This is a genomic window from Oceanobacillus rekensis, from assembly GCF_002153375.1.
GTDB classification, from domain to species: domain Bacteria; phylum Bacillota; class Bacilli; order Bacillales; family Amphibacillaceae; genus Oceanobacillus; species Oceanobacillus rekensis.
The window spans coordinates 1-22,862 of record NZ_MTBQ01000009.1 but is presented as its reverse complement, the minus strand read 5'-3'; the positions used below and the strand labels follow the sequence as shown (position 1 = coordinate 22,862).

The following is a 22,862-nucleotide window of genomic DNA, read 5'->3' as shown; positions in this document are numbered from 1 at the left end:
TCTCTCCTTCTATCGTTTAAACGTAACACTAATAGAACCAATATGATTAAATTCTGCTGTAAATGTATCTTGGTCCTCTATTTCTACTGCAGCGGTTAATGCACCAGATAACACAACTTCACCAGCTTTAAGCGAAACATCATATTTACCTAAAGAGTTTGCTAACCAAGCAACAGAACGTAATGGATTGCCTAACACTGCAGCTCCTGCTCCAGAATCGATCATTTCACCATTTTTATAAGCAACCATACCAATATGAGTTAAATCAATACCATCTAATTTAGTTGGTTTCCCACCGATAATAGCCGCTGCTGATGAACCATTATCTGCTACCGTATCCTCAAATTTAATTTTCCAATCATCAATTCTACTATCAATAATCTCAATTGCAGGAGCAATATAATCCGTAGCCTCCATTACATCCATTATTGTGACATTTGGACCCTTTAAGTCCTTCTTCAACTTGAAAGCAACCTCAAATTCTACTTTTGGTTGAATATAGTCTTTTAATGAAATCGTTTCCCCTTCGACAAACATCATGTCATCCAATAGATGACCATAATCTGGTTGCTCGACACCAAACATATTTTGGATTGCCTTACTAGTCGCTCCAATTTTCTTTCCAACAATGATTGCTCCATCATCTACTTTACGTCGGATCAATTCTAATTGCGTATGGTAGGCTTCATCTACCGTAATACCTGGATATGTTTCTGTTAACGGTAGAATAACATTTTTTGCTTTTTCCGCTTCTAATAATCTTGTTGCCGCTTCTTGTACTGTCATATATACCCCTCCTTTAATCATTTGGTCGTTTTTCTATTAAAACATGGTCCTTTATGGAGGTAAGTATGTGCTTATCAGGCAAGCAGTCCTCCCTCCTAATTCGATTTATCACTTTTATATAAAATAATAATTTTTTCAATCGTTATTTCGTCAGCATTCTGCCAATAACCAACCGCTGCACTTCATTCGTTCCTTCGTAGATCTGGGTAATTTTTGCATCACGCATATAACGTTCAACTGGGTAATCTTTTGTATATCCATACCCACCAAACACTTGCACGGCTTCTATCGTCGTTCGCATCGCGATATCGCCTGCGAATAGTTTGGACATGGCTGATTGTTTACCATATGGCTTACCCTCCGATTCAAGCCATGCTGCCTGATAGGTTAGGAGTCGAGCAGCTTCTACATCTGTCGCCATATCGGCTAGTTTAAAGGAAATCCCTTGATTGTGTGAGATCGGCTTGCCGAATTGCTCACGTTCCTTCGCATAATCAACCGCTGCGTCAAGTGCTCCTTGGGCAATTCCAACTGCTTGAGCGGCAATTCCATTTCGTCCACCGTCAAGTGTGGACATGGCAATTTTAAAACCCTCGCCTTCTTTCCCTAGCATATTCTCTTGCGGTACACGGCAATTTTCAAAGATAAGTTCGGTTGTTGGTGATGAGCGAATCCCTAATTTCTTTTCCTTTTTACCAAAAGTAAAGCCTGGTGTTCCTTTTTCAATGATAAATCCACTGATTCCCTTATGATTTGCAGCTACATCTGTTTTTGCAAAAACAAGATAGATATCAGCGACACCACCGTTTGTAATCCATACTTTCGATCCATTTAAAATATAATCATTACCATCTTTTTTGGCGGTTGTTTTCATTGATGCAACATCACTGCCTGCACCTGGTTCAGATAATGCATAGGCACCTAGGGCCTCGCCAGTCGCTAATCGATAAAGGAATTTTTTCTTCTGTTCTTCATTTCCATAAGTAAAAATCGGCCAGCTTGCTAACGATAAATGCGCCGACAACGTGACTCCTGTCGAGGCACAGACGCGTGACAATTCTTCAACGGCAATGACATAACTGACATAGTCTGCACCAATCCCACCATACTCTTCCTGCCATGGGATACCCGTTAAGCCGAGCTCCGCCATTTTGTCAAAAATTTCACGGTCAAATCGTTCCTCTTCATCACGCTCTGCTGCTGTTGGCTCGACATCTTTTTTCGCAAAATCACGAACCATTTTGCGTAGCATTTCTTGTTCTTCTGTTAGTTGAAAGTTCATGATTTATCTTCCCACCTTTTACTCGTATATTTTCTCGGTATTCACCAGTACGGATGGAGCAATGAATTCACCACCCAATTTCCGCCCACTTTTGTGAGAGATTTTTTATTGTAACAATATTTCGATTCCACACAGTAAGATTTTTTGGAAAATACCTTATCGGATCGTTTATTTGTTTTTCAATCGGAAATCCAGAAATTCCGAGAGTCTATTTACTAAGCTACTTTATACTCTGAATACCTTTTTTCTTCTCCACTAGTTCAAGGGCTACATCTAAAATCCAATCCTCTTGACCAGCAATGGCTTGACGTTTTCCTAGTTCTTCCATAATATCAGTAGGATGTAAATCAAATTGCTCTGCTGCTTTCTTTACGTGCAATAAAAAACTGTTATATACACCCGCATATCCACTAGCTAAATTATCTCGGTCGATAACAATTGGACCTGGCATGATTGGTGCAACTACTTCTTCAGATAAATCCATCAATCCAGCTAAACTAATACCTGTATCAATTCCCATTTTATTTAATGTAGCTACAATCGCTTCAGTTGGAGCATTACCAGCACCAGCACCTAAAGCTCTTACTGTTCCATCGACTTGATCTGCCCCTGCTTCTATTGCCGCTACCGTATTACCAATAGCTAACCCCAAGTTATTATGTGCATGGAATCCTACATCGATGGATAATGCATCTTTAAGAGCAGAAACTCTTTCTCTTACATCTTGTGGAACAAGCGCTCCCGCTGAATCTACTACATACACACAATCCGCTCCATAAGACTCCATTAGTTTCGCTTGACGGGCAAGTACTTCAGCTGGTTGTGTATGAGACATCATTAAAAATCCAACAGCCTCAATATCTAATTCTTTTGCCAAACGGATATACTGTTCTGTAACATCAGCTTCTGTACAATGAACAGCTACTCGAATCGCTTTGATTCCAATTGCTACTGCTTCCCTTAATTGTTCACTCGTACCGATTCCAGGAACAAATAAGGAAGCAATTTTCGCTTGCTTTGCTGTTTCAACAGCTGCTTTGATAAGTCTAAATTCTGGGGTTTTAGAAAATCCTTGTTGAATCGTGGAACCATTTAAACCAGCACCATGACTTACTTCTATCACTGGAACGCCTGCTTCATCTAGTCCACGTACAATTTCTTTCACTTGTTCAGTAGTAAAACTATAACTAATAGCATGAGAACCGTCTCTTAACGTTGTATCCGTAAGTCTTGGAATACTCATCGTTGTACCTCCTCTTTTTGTAAGAAATGACTAGCGTATAATTCACCGACTTTTCTTGCAGATGCTGTCATAATATCTAAATTACCAGCATATTTAGGGAAAAAGTCTCCAGCACCCTCAACTTCATTCATAATGACGACAACAGGTAAACGCCCCCATGGAGTGTCACGATAGTCAATAATTGGTTCCGTTCTCAAACGATAACCTGGTACATATTCCGAAACATCCTTAGTAATATCATTGATAGATTTCTTGATTGCATCGAAGTCAAAATCTTTCTCGTTAATCGCTACATAGACCGTATTTGCCATTGTAATTGGTGGTTCTGCTGGGTTAAATACAGGTATTGCTCTAGCAGTTGTAGCCCCGCCAACTTTTACTAAAGAGTTTGCAGTAGTTCGCGTAAACTCATCGACATTTTGTCTTGTTCCAGGACCAATCGCACGACTAGCTACCGTAGCAATCATTTCAGCATAGTGAACAGGAACGACTCGTGAAACTGCATGAACTAGGGGAGTAGTTGCTTGCCCAGCACAAGAAACCATGTTTACATTTCTCGCTTCAATATGCTCATTCAAATTTACAGGTGGTACCAAGTAAGGTCCTACTGCTGCAGGTGTTAAATCAATTGCCATTTTACCCGCTTCTCTTAGTTGTTCAGCAGCTTGAATATGAGCTTTTGCACTCGTTGCATCAAAAACGATTTTAATATCTGGATCAGCTAAAATATCTTTAATTCCTTCATGACTCGACCCAACCCCTGCTTCCCTCGCTCTATGTAAACCTTCCGATTCAGGGTCAATACCAGCCACTAATGATAACTCCATAGAGCCATCATTCTTTAAAATTTTATACATTAGGTCTGTACCAATATTTCCAGACCCTAATATCGCCACTTTCACTTTTGACATGACCTTCCACCTTCCTCTCTATTAATCTTGAACCATTTAACTTCATTATCATATTTTAAAAATGTTCAAACAATACAGATGTCCCTGTCTAGTGGACATTTTCTGAATATTTATTTATGATTGTCTTATAAAGGGGGACAACTTATATGGATCAACTCGAATCGAAAAAATTACTTTCTTCTGTAAATAACTCAATGCGAGTATTACGTGCTTTTACAATGGATCAACCACAAAAAGGAGTTCGTGAACTTGCAAAAGAACTTGATATTGGAAAAAGTAGTGTACAGCGAATTCTAACAACGCTAGCTGCTAATGATTTTGTCCGTAAAAATGAAGAAACGAATAAATATGAACTTGGTATTTCGGTTCTAGAATTAAGCTCAATCTTTTTAGAACATATTGACCTTCACCATGAAGCATTTCCTATCGTTACTAAACTTGCACATACACATAAGGAAACATCGCATCTTGCAATCTTAGATAAGTTGCATGTCGTTTACTTATGTAAAGTAGAAAGCCAGCATTCCGTTCAATTAAGTTCCCATTCCGGGCTTCATCTTCACACACATTGTACTAGCTCTGGAAAACTTTTACTCGCACACAGTGATCCCTATCTTGTGGAAGCGTTCATGCGTAATAGTCCTATGAAATTTACTTCTACAACAATTACTGATCGTGATGAATTTTATAACGAGTTAAAAAGGATCCGAAAACAAGGATATTCTGTAAGTAGAGGTGAATATCGTAAAGACGTCACCTCGGTTTCCGCACCTATTCTGGACCACTCCTGTAATGTAATCGCTGCCGTCAATTTAGTAGGACCGAGTAATCGTTTTACAAAACCAAGAATTCAATTCTTTGCACGTGAATTACTGAATGCTGGTGAATTAATTTCTGAAAAACTTGGCTACTGGGACTATTAATTAAAGCCTATACAAATAAAGTCTTAGAAAACTTGGCAAACGCCTTAACATTTTGGCGAATGCCTTAGCCCACAATTATGCAAGATAAAAAACTTTATATCTTCTTACCTGCCAATAAAATGAGAAGATTTCTTAAAAAAGAAGTCTTTTTTCTAAGAAATCTTTTATTCTCATTGTTTTATTTGACAATTTCAGGAACGGTTACTGGAGTACCTTGGTTCCACCATGAATCAGGGAAAGCAGTTCCGATCCAAGTATCCCCAAACCCGGGTGTATCTTTCATTTCCCAAGTAACAGTTTCCCAAGTTGGGTCTGTGATTAGATATCCTGCGTCACCAAATAATTCAATACGGTTTCCGCCTGGCTCGTATACATACATACAGAACGCTTGACTAATACCATGTTTATTTGGTGGTACTTCAATAAATATATCATTTTCTTTTAATAGGTCCGCAATATCATATAGGTTTTGTGGAATTCCATACCAGTAGCATAGATGGTGCAATTTACCTGGAATTTGATTTGGTTCTTGCATAAATGCAATTTCATGAACCAAGTTAGAAACACTCATCCAACTTCCAAGAACATTTCCTTCATTTTTGATTTGTTCTCTTACTCTAAATCCAAGCGCATCCACTAAAAAGTCTGTGTTTTTACCAGGATTTGAAGTCATAAGATTAATATGATCTAAGCGACGTACAGGTACACCACGATCAGGGCGTTTTACGTTACGGTTTAAAAGTCTTGTTTTTTCTTCTTCTTTTGGCTGATAGTATTCAACATCAAATAGTAATTCCATATTATGTCCATCAGGAGTTGTGAATTGATATGCAGGTCCATGCCCAATATCTCCGTCAATCCAGCCTTTACCTAAACCAGTTGCCTTCACTGCTTCCACACGACGCTCTAATGCTTGTGGAGAGATAGTACGCAAAGCTAAATGGCCTAAACCAGCATCATTCGATTCAGTAATTTTTAGCGTGTTTTGATACGTATCTTCATATGCTTTCAAATAAACGGACTGACCAGATCGTGCTGTAACACTCATCCCTAGAAATCTAGTGAAAAATTCTACACTTTCTTCTGGTTTTGGAGATAAAAGCTCCACATGCGCTAATTGTGCTACATCAAAAATTGGTTCTTTAAATTGACTCATTACTAATTCCTCCCTGTAATTTAATATAATCCGAAACCGCTTACATTATAGGTTGAATCTAAATTTAAATATATTAGTATAGTATCTATACGATAGAGTCTTTTCTTCAAAACTAAACATATCTTGCTATTAATCGCTATCTATATTTCTACAAAAGCTTACATAACAGCTTCTTCTGTTTTCTCCAGTGAAGTATATTTTCCTTTATAGAACAGCAACGGATCAGAACACTCCTGAAGCTTAAGATCAATTACTTTCCCAATAAAAAGAGTATGATCCCCTTCCACATATTCATTTACTACTTCACAAGAAATTTGCGTATTAGCCTCTTTGATTACTGGTAAATCTGCTAAACTCTCAAATGAAACATTTCTGTCTTCTTTGATTTGTCCAGCAAATATCATGGATAATTCTTTTTGACTCTGAGATAGAATGTTAATAGCATACTTTTTACTTTTTCTTACTTTTTCTAACATGCTTGCATTCTCCCCAATAGAAATCACAACTAACTTCGGATCTAATGAAACGGACATGAATGCATTCGCTGTCATTCCATGAATATCTCCATCTACTTCCGTTGTAATAACATTTACACCAGTTGCAAATTTCCCCATCGCATTTCTAAATTGACGATCATCCATTATAAATCCTCCTTAGAAGTTTATTGCTTTACCAAATCTTCCACATTAGATGGATTGATCCAAGTTTCATTCGTCCATCCATTCAAGTCATAATCACTCATTGCAGATTCTGCAAGTGCTTTATAAGAATCTGCTTTACCTGCAAATTCAGCCATTTTCAATGCTTCAATACGGATGTTTTCCGTATTACCAGCATAGTTCACTTCATAAAGCTCATGGCGTCCTCCAAATTCGGAACCAATCGCATCCCAAATCATTTTCAGTAACTTTACGCGTTCTTCAGCAGAAATGCCTGTTCCACGATAATATTTATCAATGTGTGGTCTTAAATCCTCATTTAGAAAATCCTTTGAACTAGATGGTAACTGAATTAATCCACCAGCAACTACTTGCTCAAAGATATTTTTAACTCGAACCCAAGTGCTCGGTGCCAATACACGATAAGCAGTGGAAGCAGACGTGTTTGGAATTGCAACACCATTCATTCCTACATCAGGATCACTAGCCATTGCTGTAGTTAGAGACCAAATCATATTGCGAAGTGCTATTACTTCTCCAATATTAACTTGAACCCCTCTAAATTGCTGTGTACCTGCACCCTCTGTAGCTTTTAGCAATAACCCTGCCATAAAATCAAGTTTTACAGCTAAACGAGTCGCACCATGTATCGAGAATCTGTTAACAAAATGCATTCCAGGTACAAAGTTATTAGATACTTCTACATTCTTATAAGCTAATACATCTTCCCACGGAATAAACACATTATCTAAAACGATTACCGCATCATTTTCATCGAATCGGCTTGAAAGTGGATAATCAAATGGCGTACCATTTCTTGCAGCATTTAATTCATAGGATGGACGACTAATCATCTTCACTCCAGGTGCATTCATTGGCATGATGAAAATAAGAGCATGACTTTGATCACCGTCTCCTAAATCATTTGGTCCGTAGTTCGCAACAAAATTATAATTTGTTAATGGTGCAGCTGTACCTACCATTTTGGCACCGCTCACAACAATGCCATCATCTCTCTCACCAACCGCGCGTACAAATACATCCTTATTTTCATGAAGCGGTTTCGAGCGATCCACTTGCGGATTAATTATCGTATGGTTAATAAAAGATACTTCTTTTGATGCCTTTCTGTACCACCTTCTTGCATTATCCTCGAATCCTTTAAAAAAGTCTGCATATCCATTTAAGTGACCCATGAACGAAGCCTTATAATCAGGAGTACGTCCCATAAATCCAAAGTTTAACTTAGACCATTCTGCAATAGCATCCCTAGTACTCAGTAAATCCTCTGCACTTCTTGGCGTTTTAAAGAACCAATGCGTTTTATCTCCAAATTCAGTTTCCGTTACTAACTTTTTACTTGCTTCCGGATCATGTAGTGTATCATACATTCTTGCATAAGAACGAGCCGCATTACGAAAGGCTGGATGTGTTGTTACGTCCTCTACTTTTTCTCCATTTAAATAAACTTCTCTACCATCTCTTAAGCTTTCCAAATATTCTTTACCCGTTAACATTTTTCATCCTCCAATACTTTTATTATTGATGCATTTCTTAATTATATTTTATTTGAAAGTGCTTACATAAACAATAGCATGAAATGTTTGAATATTTAATATCATTAAACACTCCATGTTAGTTTGTGTACATTAATAAAGTAGGGAAACCACTCTCATGGCTTCTCCTTATCAAACCGTCCGTGCCCTATCAAGGCATACGGCTTACTCATATTTTACAATGTTTATCAAGAGGACACCCAGGTGTTTTTCATCTTTTGAAGTCGGTGAAGTGTATATTACTACGCACTCTTTTCTTTAGCTATTGAATTTTGCCAGCCAACGCGGTATCATGTCGCCTGTTCCGAATTTTACCATCAGACCCTTCGCACAACCCCCTCACGAGCATTGCACTACCTGTCAGCTATACACTTTCGCCCTACGATATTAGAGACTTTCACCCATTAGTTCGATGCACTGCCAAGTACACAAAGAAGAGTGTTGACCAGGGTCAACACTCCATGCGACTTCTCGAAGCATAAAAGCCTCCATTTAAGGAGACTTTTATGGTTCAACAATGGTCTAGATCAAATTTCCCAATTGAAATTAATGCCTGAATGGATAACAGTAATTTGTATCTTACTTCTGGATCCCTTATATCTTGTTCAATTAATTTTTCAATTTTTTCAATACGATAGCGTAGACCACTTAATGATAACGCTAAATCAGAAGCTGTTTGTTCCAAATTTCCACCATTAAGCAAATACTCATACAAGGTTTTAATTAATTCTATTTTTTTATGGTTATCTATATCATCACAGAGTGGTTTCATTGTATATATTGCTATTCGTTCCACTTCTTTTTTGTTATTCAGGTTAATTAAAGGTCCTAATATTCCCAGTGATTGAAACGCCATGATATTATTCTTCTTTGTTGTCATTCTCACAGAGGTAAGTGCTTCATTATAACTATCAGAGGCATTTTCGATTTCATCTGATTGCATACTAATTCCAGCACGGAACGAAACAGCAGGATAGCTTTTAGAAAAATTATTTAAGTAGGTTGTACATCTAGCGTGAATCCCTTTTTCCCCTATTTCGTTTTTCAAGAATAAGAGAACCAAATTATTCGCTTGCTGCCCCATTAGAATATTTATTCCCCGTCTTTGAAAATAGGTTGAAGTTTCATTCATTATCTCTTCCAAAAAAGTTAATTCCTCTTTGTAATCAGTATTGGACATTTGGAAATGGATAACCACAATATAATAAGGTTGAAAAAGATCTAAACCTACAAAACTACTTCGACTTAGAATCTCTTCTTTTGTATATTCCTCATTTAGAATCTGCTCCAAAAATCTCCCCTTCATCCGATTTTCTGCTTCTGTTTCTGTTTTCTTATTCAGTATATATAAGGCACAAATAGAAGAAATTCGCTCATTAACCATTTCGAGAAATCTAAAATCCACTTCTTCTGATTCTCTATACACAAAAGAACAATATCCAATCGTTTCCCCTTGTAAAAAGATAGGAGTAGTGATCCTTATATGGTCATCTAATGTTATTATTTTCGTTTGCCGAAAAGTTTTTTTCATGGTTTTCTTACACTGAACATACTCTTTAAATGCTTCATTAACAACATTCCATTGTTCCTTATTGATTCCGCCAGATGCAATTGGCTGTAATTCTGCATTTTCAATTAAAATAGCTGTATTCGTTAAGTTGTAGACGATATCCATAATGGAACGTAAATCTTTCCCTTTTAAGATCTCCTCCGTTAATTTGTTATATATTATAGAAACATTTTGTAAATTGTTCCGTTCTTCCAGTAACTTTTCATACGTTAATTCTAGTTCCTTAACAATCGGTTCTTCATTATAAATTTTAAGTTCATCACTCATTTCATCTGTCCAATAATCAACCGTTCTCCCCACGAATTCACATACCTTATCTCCCTTTCCGACACAGGATACTTCTTTAAATAACACGGTTTGATTACAGACTTCTGTTAAAAATCCATTGGCATACCCAACTTGTGTATAACAAACTGGCTCATCAGATATTCCGAATTGTTCAATATGCTCCTCTACTTCATAGGAANCGGTTGGAATAACATGCCCTTGCAACTGATGATAGACGGGTCCTTTTTTTATAATGTTCTCTATCTGTTCACCTTTGAATTTTTTTAGTATGATTTTTGCATCTTTTCGACCAAGATCAGAACCGTAACGGATTAAAAACCCTTTAACCCTTTCCTTCCCAATATTGGAATATAAATCTTTTCGTAAAATACCGAATGAAGATGTTGGTACTAAAATAGTTCTATTATCTTCCGAATAAATTAACCCATCATCTGTAAGCCTTATATCACGTTCAAGCTGTAGGTATTTTTCCAAACAACCTTCACTCCTTTAATGATAGTTACTTTGAACCACCTTTTGCAACCGTTTTCAAATTAGTTTTACATTAATATTCCCATTATAATGAATATTATATAAATAATCCAATGATAGTAGTATTATTTTTCATCTTTATGTGTAGGTTTATTGGAGGTATGTATAAGGAGCAGTCTCATAACCGCTCCTCATTATACTTTATTCAAATAATAGATATTCAGCCTCTTCTAAATCATATTGCACATTTTCAAGTTCACCTGTGAATGGGAAACTTCCTTTATCCGCATATTCTGGGCTTACTGGATATAATATATCTTCTCCAATGTCTAACCCCTCAAATGCAGTTTTTAGTGGTAATGTTTTTACCGCTTCTGTCGGTAACCTTTTTCCTGTCCATCTACAATAAGCTTGGACATCATTCCATGACACTTGGACAACAGGATGATCTATTCTATCTTCAATACTAGAATCGGGGCCTTCTGGGTGTTTCCAGGATGCTCCTTGTACTACGAGCCACCATGGTGTCTGCTGAACGACTTGTTTTACTTTACGTTTTGTTTTATCACTTACAAATTGATAGAAAACAAATGCCCATCCAAAACGTTCTGATTCCGTGATATAAGCCGCATCATTTACGAAATTCTGAAACTCCTCATTCGTAACAGTATGTGCATCCATATAGAATGGATCAACTGTCACCTTCCGAACTTGCCCCTCCCCATCATCAGGGTAACCTTCTTTATCCTTTGTCCCCATAAAGAAACTGCCACCAGGAATATAGATTTGTTTATTTCCTGATTCTACTTTTTCAGATGATAGTGAGCTATCGTGAAAGACTTCTTCTTGTTTAGAATCAGCAAATATTTGGACAATGTCACTCCTAGTCATGCAACAGCAATTTGATGTTTTACTATGTTCTATTTGAAACATCCTCCTTGTCATGTCTAATAACCTTTTACTCAGAAAGTATAAAGCATGTAATTGACTTTAAGATAACGTTTTCATAAGTCGCAACCTTAACAGAACATTTATATTAACATTACAAAAATTTAATATAGTATGAAAGTGCAGTGTCCCGCTATAGTATCCGAACATAGATAAATAATGTAATTTTTAGAAATTATCCTAAATTGTATATCGCAACTAAAATTACAAACATTCATTCATAATAATATATCTCCATAGGGGCAGTAGTATTTTTTTATTCTATTAATATTAGTTACAATCTAATTAATTTGTATTTTTACAAAAGGGAGGAGAGTTTCTTTAATAATGAAGGCGTTTACTAATAGGAATTTACTTATGGGGGTTAAAAGTAGTACATAAGAAAGTATCAGTAAAATAAAACGCAGAACAACAACCAGATTATTTTAGAGGATTTTAATAAGTCATTATACTTCTCACTCATGGAAATTGCTGAAAAAGCAGTTAAAACGATTATATTGGTCACACATAATATCAATGAGTAGGTACTTATGTCTGATAGGGTCATTGTTTTGCATAAAAAAGTGTCAGTCCCACACTTCTCTATTACTTTAGTGTAGTTGGGGACTGACCTTTCTCAAATGTCGCAGAAAAAACTTTCGTTGTTGTTGTTACATTAAAATATGACATATAACCTGTTCGGTAATCAATCCTGGAGCAGTTCGATTGCTCGAAATGAATAAACAAAATACATAGCTTGAGTATCCCTTGGAAATAATAATCTTAGGAGGGATATAGTATGACAAGAAAACCGACTAAAACGGAAGAAGCAAATATTAAGTTAAACAGAGCTTTTTATGGAGAAAATCAAGATGAACCAGATTTAGCTCCATTGATAAACAATAATAATTATGCTTTAGTTCTCAAAAATAATGAGAATAATGAGCAAGAAAATGAAAATAGTTAACTTTATACTCATAATTAGTAAAACACTCGCAAACATTTAATTTCAACATTTGTGAGTGTTTATCTATTTTAATGAGATTGAAAATGTATATATTTAGTTACATGGTAGGGTTATCTAAGTCGGTCAGCCAGTACCTGCTCCCCTTTTACTTCACGTTCTTCCCTTTCCCAGTTTCTGCTATTTTCATTGTTTCTTGTATATATGCAGCCGATTTATGTAAAAGCTTCATTTCTAGTTCATCTAGTTCTATCTCCAATTGCTGTTCCACACCATTTTTACCAATAATGCAAGGCATGCTTAAGGCGACATCCCCTTCATATCCGTAGTGGCCGTTTAGTGTAGTACAAACTGGGTATACACTCCGTTCATCCAATATAATAGCCTTTGAAAGCGTAATTGCTGCCTGGGCAATTGCTGCATTGGTCCACCCTTTGCTAGTAATAACGTCATAAGCTGTATCAACCACTTTTTGACCGAATACTTTTCGATCGAGTGCTTCTTTTCCTTGGAAGTAAATGTCCAATTCGCTTTCCCCGAACCCTTGAACGTTTAAGCGACTAAAGACAGGGAATGCAGTCATTCCATGTTCTCCCATCATATAACCTGTAACGCTTTTGGGATCGATATTGTAGTTTGATGCCACCGCATGGCGTAAACGAGCGGAGTCAAGCATCGTACCTGTTCCGAAGACCCTTCCTTTCGGGTAATCGAATTCATTCTCAGCAATATATACCATCGCATCCAATGGATTAGTAATTAAAATGATAATGGCATCTTTCGTATACTTTGTAATGCCTGCCATGACTTCACGAATAACATCTGCGTTAACTCCTGCAAGTAAAGCACGGTCCGGTTTTTCATTTTTATCCGTGATTATTACGCTTGGCCCGGCGGCAATAATAATAACATCCGCATCTTTCACATCTACATAATCACCAGCATACACACGAGCATTTGTCATATAGGTAAGAGCCGTTGCGTGGGCCTGATCAAGAGCTTCTCCAAATGCAACATCTTTATCCTTATCAATCACAACAATTTCAGAAAAAAGTCCAATCTTCATCGCATCGGCAAGTACATATGAACCAACATGCCCGACACCAACAATAGCAAGTTTATTATTTTTCATTATTTTCCTCCTCGTACATCCAAGCCCTTTCATGGCTAGACACATAGATAAAACCTTATTCTCTTATTTTATCTGTTTTAAAATAAATGTCTATTTAAAATTCTTCTACTATTATTTTTTTTCATATTGACCTTCCATATCATCGTATATTAAAATGATTGTTTAGTAGAGCTTAGAAAAGTTTAGAAAAGAGGAAGAAGATGACACAAGGTGAAAGTGTTCAAGAGTTAAACAAAGAAAAAATAACTATCTTTAACATCCCGATTCTTTGGTTTTTAATTATATTTTCAATTACATTACTTGCGATGTACACTGGAAATTTGCCTGCAGGTATGGTCGGGGCTTTGCTTATTATGATGGTTCTTGGTGAGCTTTTTGGATGGATTGGGGATAATACTCCAATTATAAAAAGTTATCTGGGTGGAGGGGCAATTTTATCTGTATTTGGATCTGCTTTCATTGTACATATGAATCTGATGCCCGCAGAAACAACGGAAATGATTACCGATTTCATACAAGTAGGTGGGTTTTTAAATTTTTACATAGCAGCATTAATAACTGGTAGTATTCTTGGAATTGATTCAAAAGTTTTACTCAAAGTTGGCAGCCGATTCGCCATACCTTTGCTTGGGGCTGTAGCAACTGTAATCTTACTCGGAGGAATAGCTGGCTTTTTTGTTGGAAATGGCTTTATCCAGACCATCTTGATTATTGTTCTTCCAATAATGGGGGGCGGCATGGGCACAGGTGGAATACCGATGTCTCAATTATACTCCGACGTTTTAGGCAATGATCCTAGTTTCTATATTTCTCTTTTAGTTCCTGCCATTGCTTTAGGTAATTTATTTGCAATTGTTATCGCAAGTATGTTAAATGCCATCGGGAAAAAGTATCCACATTTAACCGGTAATGGTGAAATGATGCCAGGACTCCATTTCGAAAAAAAGAAAACGACCTATAACATAAGTCAAATGGGGATTGGATTGATTTCTGGGTTGCTCTTTTTTGTAATTAGTCAAATGTTAGGAGAAGTCATCCCTCTTCATCCCTTTGCATTGATGATTATCTTGTTAACAATCTTAAAAATATCTGGTATTCTCCCCAAAATTATAGTGGATGGAGCGAATGCATGGTACCAATTCGTTGCGAAAAATTGGACATTTGCCATATTAGTTGGAATTGGAATTACGTTCACAGATCTTAATGTTATTATTCAAGCGCTTACGCTTGAATTCATTATCATCGTAGGAATCATTGTAATAGGAGCGGCTTTAAGTGCTGGTTTTATTGGGAAATTAGTTGGCTTCTATCCAATTGAAGCTGCAATTGCCTCAGGGCTGGGTATGACTAATATGGGAGGAACTGGAGATGTATCTGTCTTAGCAGCAGCCAAAAGAATGGATTTAATGCCATTTTGCCAAATTTCCTCCACATTGGGAGCAGCGCTGATTTTATTCCTGGCAGATATCTTTACTAAATTTCTTTAAAGGGACAGAGGGTTCACAGGTTCATTTTCCCATTTAAAAATCATCGTTAAGAACTTAAACGCTTTAAAGTGGTGGGGACAGGCACCTGATTTTTCAAAAGGAAGCATGAGAACCGTCCCCGTGCTTCCTTTCGTTCTTAACTATTATGCGAGCTTGCCGCCGTCTTTACTATAATTGATAATTCCTTCTGATGCTCGGTATGCAAGCGCCGCCAAAGTATGCGTCGCATTGTAACCACTTTGGTGAGGATATGCTGATCCACCAACAACGAAAACATTGTCCGCTTCCCACATTTGCAGGTAATTATTGACAGCAGACGTTTCAGGATCTGCCCCCATGATAACTCCACCTGTGTTATGTGTCGCTTGATATGTTGTAATGTCATAATGCTCAACTGATGTATTCTCAGAGACATGTGTTGCTCCCATCTCTTGCATTATTGTCTTTGTTTTCTCGTTCAGGAAGTGACCACGTTTACGGTCGGTTTCCGAAAAATCAAATGTCATGCGAATAAGTGGATTACCGTGTACATCTTTATATGTCGGATCTAAATCCAAATAGTTATTCACATGAGGCATAACTGCACCATACGCATGAACGTTCAATGAGCGGTTATAGTACTTTATTGATTGATTTTTAAATTCTTTACCCCATTTTGGTGTACCGGGAGGAACTTGGTTGTTCTCAATCGGTCTTTTACCAGATTGGTTTATAATAACTGATCCACCATGTATAAAGTCAAAATCAGTATGATCAAAGTTATCGGCATTAAAGTTATCTACTGTTGCACCGAGTCCACCTGACCCGATTGCAGTATTGAACTTGCGATCATCGAAAAATCCATCTGTCCCGACAATTACTTGGTAACAGTAGTTCTTGCCAATTGTACCTTTCCCAGTTTCAGGGTTATAGGCAGTACCAAGTTTTGAATTGAGTAACAAGCGATTATTATTAAACGTATAGCTTGTTACTGCAACGATTTCAGCTGGTTGTTCAAATCTCTCACCTGTACGCGTATTGACATAAATAACTCCTGTTGCCCTCCCACCTTTATGTAACACTTCGATAACTTCAGAATGTGGACGAAGGTCAAAATTCCCAGTTTTTAGTGCTGTTGGGACAACCGTAACGTTTGGACTTGCTTTTGCACCGTATTCACAGCCGAATCGTTCACAGAATCCTTTCATTTGACAAGTAGCTAAATGCTGACCGTCCGGATTCTTATACGGTTGTGAGTTGTTAGCAGCTGGCATGGTAAAAGGATCCAGTCCCATTTTTTTCGTTACTTCTTTAAATAAACCAAGCTCTGGACCATGTATCAAGGCCGGATTTGGGAAGGGTTCTGAACGTTCTCCGCGAAGAGGCGTCTCGTCAGCAGAAATACCAGCCATTTTATCAAACATCGTATAATATGGCTCCATTTCATCGTAGGTAATTCCCCAATCCTGGATGAGTAGCCCATCCGCAATTTTATCCTCGCCATACCTTTCAATTGTTTTGGATCTAATTTCAAAGTCATATGGGTTATAACGGTCTGTCATCCCATTCCAATGTGTACCTGCTCCTCCAACACCATTTCCTAACATAAAGGATCCATATTGACGCATTGGTAACGCACGTTGATCCCTATTATGTCTAAATGTTAACGTTTCTCTTGATAAATCCTGCATTAATTCACCACGAATTGCATAACGAAGCTCATCATGCTTCATCGCAAAGTTTGCCGTTCCACGGTTTCCACCACGTTCTAATCCGACAACTTTCAGTCCTGCTTTACTGGCTTCAGCTGCTATAATTCCGCCTGTCCACCCTACACCTACCGTTACAACGTCTGTTTTAGGCAGTTTCGTAACCATAATCAAAAACCCCTTTTCCTGCTGTTAATATTTTCTCAAGTATTAAACGTAGTATGAAGACTCGATGGTTTTATATCAATGAACTCTTTAGATTCCACTTGTTCAGGTTTATATCTTAATTGAACACCTGGATACTCTTTCATCTTCCAACCTTGCATATCTTTATTCCCACCATAAAGCGGATCCGCATAGGCACCCTCTAAAGTCGACTGACGTAAAATATTAAAAAAGAAGCTTGATTTAATGCCAGGTATGTCCACTTCATCATTTTCAAGTGCTACTAAGACCTCATCTTGTTGTTCACCATCTAATGCTGTAAATCCTTCATTAAAAGTCTCTTGACTATATTTCTCGATTGCTTCAATGCCTAAGTCATAAACCTGATGGTATCTTAATTGAGATTGATAGCCTAGGTACGGCTGTTCCTGCTGCCCCCCTAGTCTCACCTCTCCACCTGATTCCGTCTTATCGTCAAAGAAAGGCCCCTGCCTATAATCCTTTGCGTTGATACCCCATTTGCCTGCTAATTGGTGATCAATATAGTAAGGAACTCCTAAACCAATCGCACCTGGTCCATTTTCATCTTCTGGAAAAATTCGCTCTGTTGCCTGCCCCAGCAAATCGAAATCCGCTCGATTCGTAAAATATTCTAAAGCCTGATCATGCTGCTGTGCAGGTTGTGTTTCTTCTGTTGCAGTATCAGTAGGCGGTTGTTCACCTTTACCATTCATCCCAAGTAAACCACCTAATGCTCCACCAACTGCAATTCCCCCTACAGCCATTCCAGAACTTTTCAAGAATTTACGCCTTGAGGAACCCTTCGCATCAAGCTTTTTTTCATCATGTTTTGACATAAAATAAGCCTCCAATAACTATAATGATATAGTTCTAAAACTAATTCACTATATCAGAAGATAATATTTGTTTTATAAACGAACCAAATAACAAAGCCTATACCTAAATTGACTTATCGTAAAATGACAAGAGCCCTTTATTATATTTAAATTTATCTACCATAAAAATCATTACTATGTTATATTACCGAGCATAATTTCTATAGTTTTGTATAATACAATGGCTATTAAACTAAAGGTTTGTCTTAGTTATAGAAACAGTTACACTTTTTACACTTCAAATTCAAATATCCAGCAATATAGGTACAATCATCGGCTCCTTCCTCGTGCGTTCTTTTACATATTGTCCTATTGCCCTTTTTATCTGTTTTTTCATGGCATTCCATGAATATCTATTTGCTTCATGGAGCTCGTTGATTGTTTCCATTGTAATTCGATTCATTCCTTTTCGGAGGTCAGAGAAATTCTGATCAACAAATCCACGAGATATAAATTCAGGTTCATTGAGGACTTTATTATCCTGTTTATTCATCGGTATAATAATCATGAGCATGCCATCCTCTGAAATTTGTTTACGGTCACGTAATACATATTCCATATTCCCTACATCCAATCCGTCGACATAAGTATTACCACTCGGTAGACTTCGAGTGCTGCGGGCAATGGAATTTTCAACATCCACAACATCACCATTCTTCAAGATAAATGTGTTGCCATCTTCTACACCTACAGATTCTGCGAGCAATCGGTGATGATGCAGCATGCGATATTCACCATGAATAGGAATAAAGTATTTCGGTTTCATAAGGGTGAGCATGAGCCTTAAATCTTCTTGATAGCCATGACCGGAAACATGCATTCCTGAACTACTTCCAGATCCATAAATGACATGTGCACCAAGTTTATATAAGTTATCAACAATGCTAGTGACATTTTTTTCATTGCCGGGAATTGGACCTGCAGCAAACACAACCGTATCTTCCGCTAATATCTCTACATCACGAAAGCTGCCAGTAGACAGACGACTAAGTGCTGCCATGGCCTCTCCTTGGCTTCCAGTGCATAAAATCGTGACCATTTCTGGAGGCATCTTATTAATATCACGGGGCTCAATTAACATGCCCTTAGGTATATTTATGTAGCCACGTTCCATCGCAACCTTTACTACATTTACCATTGACCGACCAAGTAAAGCTAGTTTTCGATTGTTTTTCTCAGCAGCATTGACAACCTGTTGAAGACGGCTAACATTGGATGCAAATGTCGATACAATAACCTTTCGTTTTGCCTTTAGAAATATCTGTTCCAAATTGTTACCTACCATTTCTTCCGAGGGCGTGTAACCAGGTCGTTCTGCATTGGTACTTTCCGATATTAGTAGCAGTACTCCTTTGTTCCCAATAGCAGCCATTTTGTGAATATCTGGACGCTCGTCATTAGCAGGAGTCAAATCAAACTTAAAGTCGCCTGTATGTACAATCGTCCCTTCTGGCGTATCAAATACAATTCCTAAACAATCCGGAATACTATGATTCACTTTAAAAAAGTTAATATCCATTTCACCGATTTGGACTACCGAATCTGAGTTAATTTCCACAAGTTCACTTTCCCTGAGGAATCGATGTTCTTTTAGTTTGATTTCAATTAAGCCTAGCGTGAATCGCGTTGCATACACTGGTACATTTATTTTTTTCAAAAAGAAAGGTATTCCCCCAATATGGTCCTCATGGCCATGTGTAACAATTAAGGCACGTACCCTTTCTTGATTTTCCATGAGGTAAGAAATATCAGGGATAATTAAATCGATTCCGAGTAAACTCTCATCGGGAAACTTATTCCCACAGTCAATAATCACAATATCGTTTCCATATTCGATGGCGTACATATTTTTACCGATTTCATTTAATCCACCAAGGGCAAAGATTGATACTATATTATCTTTAGTTTGCATAGTAAGTCCTCCCAATTTCAATATGGTTTAGTATGCTCCTTTTTATCAGCAGAATACATGTCTGAGATAAAAAAAAGGATTGTATGATCAGTTTTGAACACACAATCTTTTCTTTATTCAATAACTAGCCCTGTAGTTGTTACAGTCTATCGCACATTTTATAAAACTGATTGTAATTGCAAAAAATTGATGAAAATTAGAAGATTCTTCTTCGGGAATGCCAAGCTGGACAATAGATTTTATTCTCTTCTTATTATGTAAAAAGCAAAAAAACCAAGGAGATTTCCCTTGGGTACTTCTGAATAGTATTGAAATGGTTCATTTATTCTTCGGTTAATTCCATTGGTTGTTTTCCAACATACTTACAATACTTGTGCATCTCGAATTCGAATTTTTAGAGATTTGCCGCCTGGAAGTATGTATTTCCCACTAGGTATGAATTTGTCCATGTCATCATCAGAGTTCGTATGGTGCATTTGATCTTCATACTTCTTCCTTGTTGCTGTAAATCCTTTGTCGGTGATTACAACAATTGATTTCAATTTGGGTATATCGTAACACCTTCTGCCCTATGGCGATTGAGTAATCTCTTTGGAAATACCATGAACCTAATCATTAATTACAATACAAAGTTTGCCTAGATAGTGATTATTGAGAGCTAAATGTGCAGAACGTGCATCTTTCAGTAAAAATGTTTGTTCAATATGGACTGTCATTTTATTTGTATTGATATAATGATAAAGTCTTTTTATAATTTCAGAATCAGGATCCCCGTAATAACCAATTGACTTAATCTCAGGTCTAAATTTTGGTTCTGGATATATTCCGTAAGGGTAAGCAATACGACCACCAGTTCGAACACACTGAACGGCTATATTTGCAATTTCGCCACCAGTAGTAAGCAGTGCCGCATCAAAACCTTCAGGTGCAAATGACCGAGCTGCTAATCCGACATCATCTTTGTGTCCATTTACAACAGCATCAATGCCAAGCTTCTTCATCATACCGACACCATCTTCACCCGAAGCTATCGCAAAAACTCGTGCACCCATAATCTTTGCGAGTTGAACCGCTAAGTGTCCTACTCCCCCACTTGCGCCATGAATCATTACGGACTCTCCTTTTTCGAGTCTTAATGTATCTTCAATCCCTCGCAGTGCTGTTAAACCAACACCAGAGATAGTGCTAGCCTCCTCTATGGTAATACTGTCTGGGATACAAGTCACATACTTAGAGTCTAAAGCAACATATTCTGCATAGAAACCACCATTAGTATTAAGGAAACCTGGAGCGTATACCTTGTCTCCAATATTAAAACCTCTTACATTTTCACCAAGAGAAATTACAATTCCAGCCCCTTCAGAACCTAATACATAGGGGAATTTCGGCCTAATTCCAAGCATTTCTGCATATCCGCCTTCTCTTTCAAAAATATCCCATACTCCTACTCCGGCATATTCCACTTTAATCATTACATCATCAGGACCAATATCTGGCAAAGGAATATTATCTAGCATTAGTTCTTCTGGACCACCAAATTTATTGAGTATAATAGCTTTCATGGAATTTTTAATTTCGCCCATTTATTTCTACTTCTTTAATAACAATTAATTTCTTGAAAAAATCGCCGCTAACGAAACGAATGTTCGTATTTATTATACCATAGTTCCATGCCGGAACCGTGATGGAAAAAACAAGAACTGACTTTACGAAGTGGTTTCTAGCTACTTTTTTAATCGCTCACGACAAACGTGGTGGATCTGCAACAAGACTTTCTGGTGAACTTGAAGTGACGTATAAAACCACTTGGCTCATGCTTCACAAAATCGGCCAAGCCATGAGGAAACGTGATGCAACTATACTCTAGCAGAAATTGTTAAGCTATATGATGCTTTCTTCGCTTAAATAAAATCAAATCTAACCTTTTTCTATCCTTTTCCATAAAAATAAAAAACCTCACAAATGTTGATATAACAACATTTGTGAGGTTACTAAACTCATTAAAGATACCGGTGGTCGGGGTCGAACCGACACGTCCCAGAGGACACGGGATTTTGAGTCCCGCGCGTCTGCCAATTCCGCCACACCGGCATATGATATGGAGGCGGTAACCGGATTTGAACCGGTGGTAAAGGTTTTGCAGACCTCTGCCTTACCACTTGGCTATACCGCCAAATATATAATTGGAGCGGAAGACGGGATTCGAACCCGCGACCCCCACCTTGGCAAGGTGATGTTCTACCACTGAACTACTTCCGCAAGTGGCTGGGCTACTAGGATTCGAACCTAGGATACACGGGATCAAAACCCGATGCCTTACCGCTTGGCTATAGCCCAAAATATATTTTGAGGGCGACCGATGGGAATTGAACCCACGAATGCCGGAGCCACAATCCGGTGCGTTAACCCCTTCGCCACGACCGCCATAATAATAGTATGGCAGGGGTAGTAGGAATCGAACCCACATTGACGGTTTTGGAGACCGTAGTTCTACCGTTAAACTATACCCCTAAGTATTAAATTCTGCTGTAAAATAAAACATGGTGGAGGGGGGCAGATTCGAACTGCCGAACCCTGAGGGAGCGGATTTACAGTCCGCCGCGTTTAGCCACTTCGCTACCCCTCCAAAAATGTTTGAATAAAAAAGGTGGCTCGGGACGGAATCGAACCGCCGACACAAGGATTTTCAGTCCTCTGCTCTACCGACTGAGCTACCAAGCCATAAATTTCATATAATTTTAGTAAAGAACTAAATGGCGGTCCGGACGGGACTCGAACCCGCGACCTCCTGCGTGACAGGCAGGCATTCTAACCAACTGAACTACCGGACCATATTATTTTTTTTT

The 22,862-nt window shown here is 37.8% G+C and carries 18 protein-coding genes, 9 tRNA genes and 1 pseudogene; 4 read left to right on the top strand and 24 right to left on the bottom strand.

The genetic code is table 11. The features are described from left to right. Nucleotides 1-9: 9 nt before the first annotated feature. The 4 genes from BV906_RS17480 to BV906_RS17465 all read right to left on the bottom strand — a co-directional run bounded on the left by BV906_RS17480 (nucleotide 10) and on the right by BV906_RS17465 (nucleotide 4,222). Complete coding sequence (locus BV906_RS17480; RefSeq protein WP_087974912.1) at nucleotides 10-786, bottom strand: 2-keto-4-pentenoate hydratase; 777 nt, start codon at nucleotides 784-786, stop codon at nucleotides 10-12. 142 nt (nucleotides 787-928) lie between these two features. After that, nucleotides 929-2,068, bottom strand: a complete 1,140-nt coding sequence (locus BV906_RS17475) for an acyl-CoA dehydrogenase (RefSeq protein ID WP_087974911.1) — start codon at nucleotides 2,066-2,068, stop codon at nucleotides 929-931. A 220-nt stretch (nucleotides 2,069-2,288) separates the two neighbouring features. Continuing rightward, a complete protein-coding gene (gene dmpG, locus BV906_RS17470; protein ID WP_087974910.1) occupies nucleotides 2,289-3,311 on the bottom strand; it encodes a 4-hydroxy-2-oxovalerate aldolase in 1,023 nt (340 codons plus the stop codon). Beyond that, a complete protein-coding gene (locus tag BV906_RS17465; protein ID WP_087974909.1) occupies nucleotides 3,308-4,222 on the bottom strand; it encodes an acetaldehyde dehydrogenase (acetylating) in 915 nt (304 codons plus the stop codon). The genes dmpG and BV906_RS17465 overlap by 4 nt, the downstream gene beginning before the upstream one ends. Nucleotides 4,223-4,368: 146 nt before the next feature. Between BV906_RS17465 and BV906_RS17460 the strand changes: the two genes are divergently transcribed. Next, complete coding sequence (locus tag BV906_RS17460; RefSeq protein WP_087974908.1) at nucleotides 4,369-5,145, top strand: IclR family transcriptional regulator; 777 nt, start codon at nucleotides 4,369-4,371, stop codon at nucleotides 5,143-5,145. 178 nt (nucleotides 5,146-5,323) lie between these two features. Here BV906_RS17460 and BV906_RS17455 read toward each other — a convergent pair whose 3' ends face one another. The 5 genes from BV906_RS17455 to BV906_RS20175 all read right to left on the bottom strand — a co-directional run bounded on the left by BV906_RS17455 (nucleotide 5,324) and on the right by BV906_RS20175 (nucleotide 11,778). Next, the gene (locus BV906_RS17455) at nucleotides 5,324-6,301 is read right to left on the bottom strand and encodes a catechol 2,3-dioxygenase (protein ID WP_087974907.1); all 978 of its coding nucleotides are present in this window, start codon (nucleotides 6,299-6,301) and stop codon (nucleotides 5,324-5,326) included. A 158-nt stretch (nucleotides 6,302-6,459) separates the two neighbouring features. Further along, nucleotides 6,460-6,942: a flavin reductase family protein gene (locus BV906_RS17450; protein WP_087974906.1), complete on the bottom strand. Its 483-nt coding sequence runs from the start codon at nucleotides 6,940-6,942 to the stop codon at nucleotides 6,460-6,462. A gap of 20 nt (nucleotides 6,943-6,962) precedes the next feature. Then, the gene (locus tag BV906_RS17445; RefSeq protein WP_087974905.1) at nucleotides 6,963-8,477 is read right to left on the bottom strand and encodes a 4-hydroxyphenylacetate 3-hydroxylase family protein; all 1,515 of its coding nucleotides are present in this window, start codon (nucleotides 8,475-8,477) and stop codon (nucleotides 6,963-6,965) included. Between the two features lie 550 nt (nucleotides 8,478-9,027). Further along, complete coding sequence (locus BV906_RS17440; RefSeq protein WP_087974904.1) at nucleotides 9,028-10,848, bottom strand: XylR N-terminal domain-containing protein; 1,821 nt, start codon at nucleotides 10,846-10,848, stop codon at nucleotides 9,028-9,030. 198 nt (nucleotides 10,849-11,046) lie between these two features. After that, on the bottom strand, nucleotides 11,047-11,778 hold the full coding sequence (locus BV906_RS20175) for an SUMF1/EgtB/PvdO family nonheme iron enzyme (protein ID WP_342744417.1): 732 nt from the start codon (nucleotides 11,776-11,778) through the stop codon (nucleotides 11,047-11,049). Nucleotides 11,779-12,571: 793 nt separating this feature from the next. Between BV906_RS20175 and BV906_RS19615 the strand changes: the two genes are divergently transcribed. Beyond that, on the top strand, nucleotides 12,572-12,739 hold the full coding sequence (locus BV906_RS19615; protein ID WP_176330402.1) for a hypothetical protein: 168 nt from the start codon (nucleotides 12,572-12,574) through the stop codon (nucleotides 12,737-12,739). 145 nt (nucleotides 12,740-12,884) lie between these two features. Here BV906_RS19615 and BV906_RS17430 read toward each other — a convergent pair whose 3' ends face one another. Further along, on the bottom strand, nucleotides 12,885-13,868 hold the full coding sequence (locus BV906_RS17430) for an L-lactate dehydrogenase (RefSeq protein WP_087974903.1): 984 nt from the start codon (nucleotides 13,866-13,868) through the stop codon (nucleotides 12,885-12,887). Between the two features lie 200 nt (nucleotides 13,869-14,068). Here BV906_RS17430 and BV906_RS17425 point away from each other — a divergent pair, with 200 nt between their 5' ends. Continuing rightward, the gene (locus BV906_RS17425) at nucleotides 14,069-15,355 is read left to right on the top strand and encodes a 2-hydroxycarboxylate transporter family protein (protein ID WP_087974902.1); all 1,287 of its coding nucleotides are present in this window, start codon (nucleotides 14,069-14,071) and stop codon (nucleotides 15,353-15,355) included. Nucleotides 15,356-15,498: 143 nt separating this feature from the next. Here the strand turns inward: BV906_RS17425 and BV906_RS17420 are convergent, their stop codons facing one another. The 5 genes from BV906_RS17420 to BV906_RS17400 all read right to left on the bottom strand — a co-directional run bounded on the left by BV906_RS17420 (nucleotide 15,499) and on the right by BV906_RS17400 (nucleotide 21,599). Beyond that, complete coding sequence (locus tag BV906_RS17420; RefSeq protein ID WP_087974901.1) at nucleotides 15,499-17,211, bottom strand: GMC family oxidoreductase; 1,713 nt, start codon at nucleotides 17,209-17,211, stop codon at nucleotides 15,499-15,501. 35 nt (nucleotides 17,212-17,246) lie between these two features. Beyond that, nucleotides 17,247-18,065 (bottom strand): gluconate 2-dehydrogenase subunit 3 family protein, encoded by an 819-nt coding sequence (locus tag BV906_RS17415; RefSeq protein WP_087974900.1) that lies wholly within the window; start codon nucleotides 18,063-18,065, stop codon nucleotides 17,247-17,249. 283 nt (nucleotides 18,066-18,348) lie between these two features. After that, complete coding sequence (locus BV906_RS17410) at nucleotides 18,349-20,016, bottom strand: ribonuclease J (RefSeq protein WP_087974899.1); 1,668 nt, start codon at nucleotides 20,014-20,016, stop codon at nucleotides 18,349-18,351. 362 nt (nucleotides 20,017-20,378) lie between these two features. After that, nucleotides 20,379-20,558: a hypothetical protein gene (locus BV906_RS17405; RefSeq protein ID WP_087974898.1), complete on the bottom strand. Its 180-nt coding sequence runs from the start codon at nucleotides 20,556-20,558 to the stop codon at nucleotides 20,379-20,381. Nucleotides 20,559-20,624: 66 nt separating this feature from the next. After that, nucleotides 20,625-21,599: a quinone oxidoreductase family protein gene (locus BV906_RS17400; protein WP_087974897.1), complete on the bottom strand. Its 975-nt coding sequence runs from the start codon at nucleotides 21,597-21,599 to the stop codon at nucleotides 20,625-20,627. Between the two features lie 89 nt (nucleotides 21,600-21,688). On the opposite strand from BV906_RS17400, the pseudogene BV906_RS17395 reads away from it, so the two are divergent. After that, a pseudogene (locus BV906_RS17395) lies at nucleotides 21,689-21,915 on the top strand (IS1595 family transposase); the annotation flags it as partial. A gap of 108 nt (nucleotides 21,916-22,023) precedes the next feature. Here BV906_RS17395 and BV906_RS17390 read toward each other — a convergent pair. The 9 genes from BV906_RS17390 to BV906_RS17350 all read right to left on the bottom strand — a co-directional run bounded on the left by BV906_RS17390 (nucleotide 22,024) and on the right by BV906_RS17350 (nucleotide 22,847). Further along, a tRNA-Leu gene (locus tag BV906_RS17390) sits at nucleotides 22,024-22,107 on the bottom strand. Between the two features lie 8 nt (nucleotides 22,108-22,115). After that, a tRNA-Cys gene (locus BV906_RS17385) sits at nucleotides 22,116-22,189 on the bottom strand. A gap of 11 nt (nucleotides 22,190-22,200) precedes the next feature. Further along, nucleotides 22,201-22,275: transfer RNA gene (locus BV906_RS17380), tRNA-Gly, on the bottom strand. Between the two features lie 3 nt (nucleotides 22,276-22,278). Beyond that, a tRNA-Gln gene (locus BV906_RS17375) sits at nucleotides 22,279-22,353 on the bottom strand. A gap of 14 nt (nucleotides 22,354-22,367) precedes the next feature. Further along, nucleotides 22,368-22,440, bottom strand: a tRNA-His gene (locus BV906_RS17370). 13 nt (nucleotides 22,441-22,453) lie between these two features. Next, nucleotides 22,454-22,527: transfer RNA gene (locus BV906_RS17365), tRNA-Trp, on the bottom strand. 30 nt (nucleotides 22,528-22,557) lie between these two features. Further along, nucleotides 22,558-22,642 (bottom strand) — tRNA-Tyr (locus BV906_RS17360). Between the two features lie 22 nt (nucleotides 22,643-22,664). Continuing rightward, a tRNA-Phe gene (locus BV906_RS17355) sits at nucleotides 22,665-22,737 on the bottom strand. A 33-nt stretch (nucleotides 22,738-22,770) separates the two neighbouring features. After that, nucleotides 22,771-22,847 (bottom strand) — tRNA-Asp (locus tag BV906_RS17350). Between the last annotated feature and the right edge of the window lie 15 nt (nucleotides 22,848-22,862).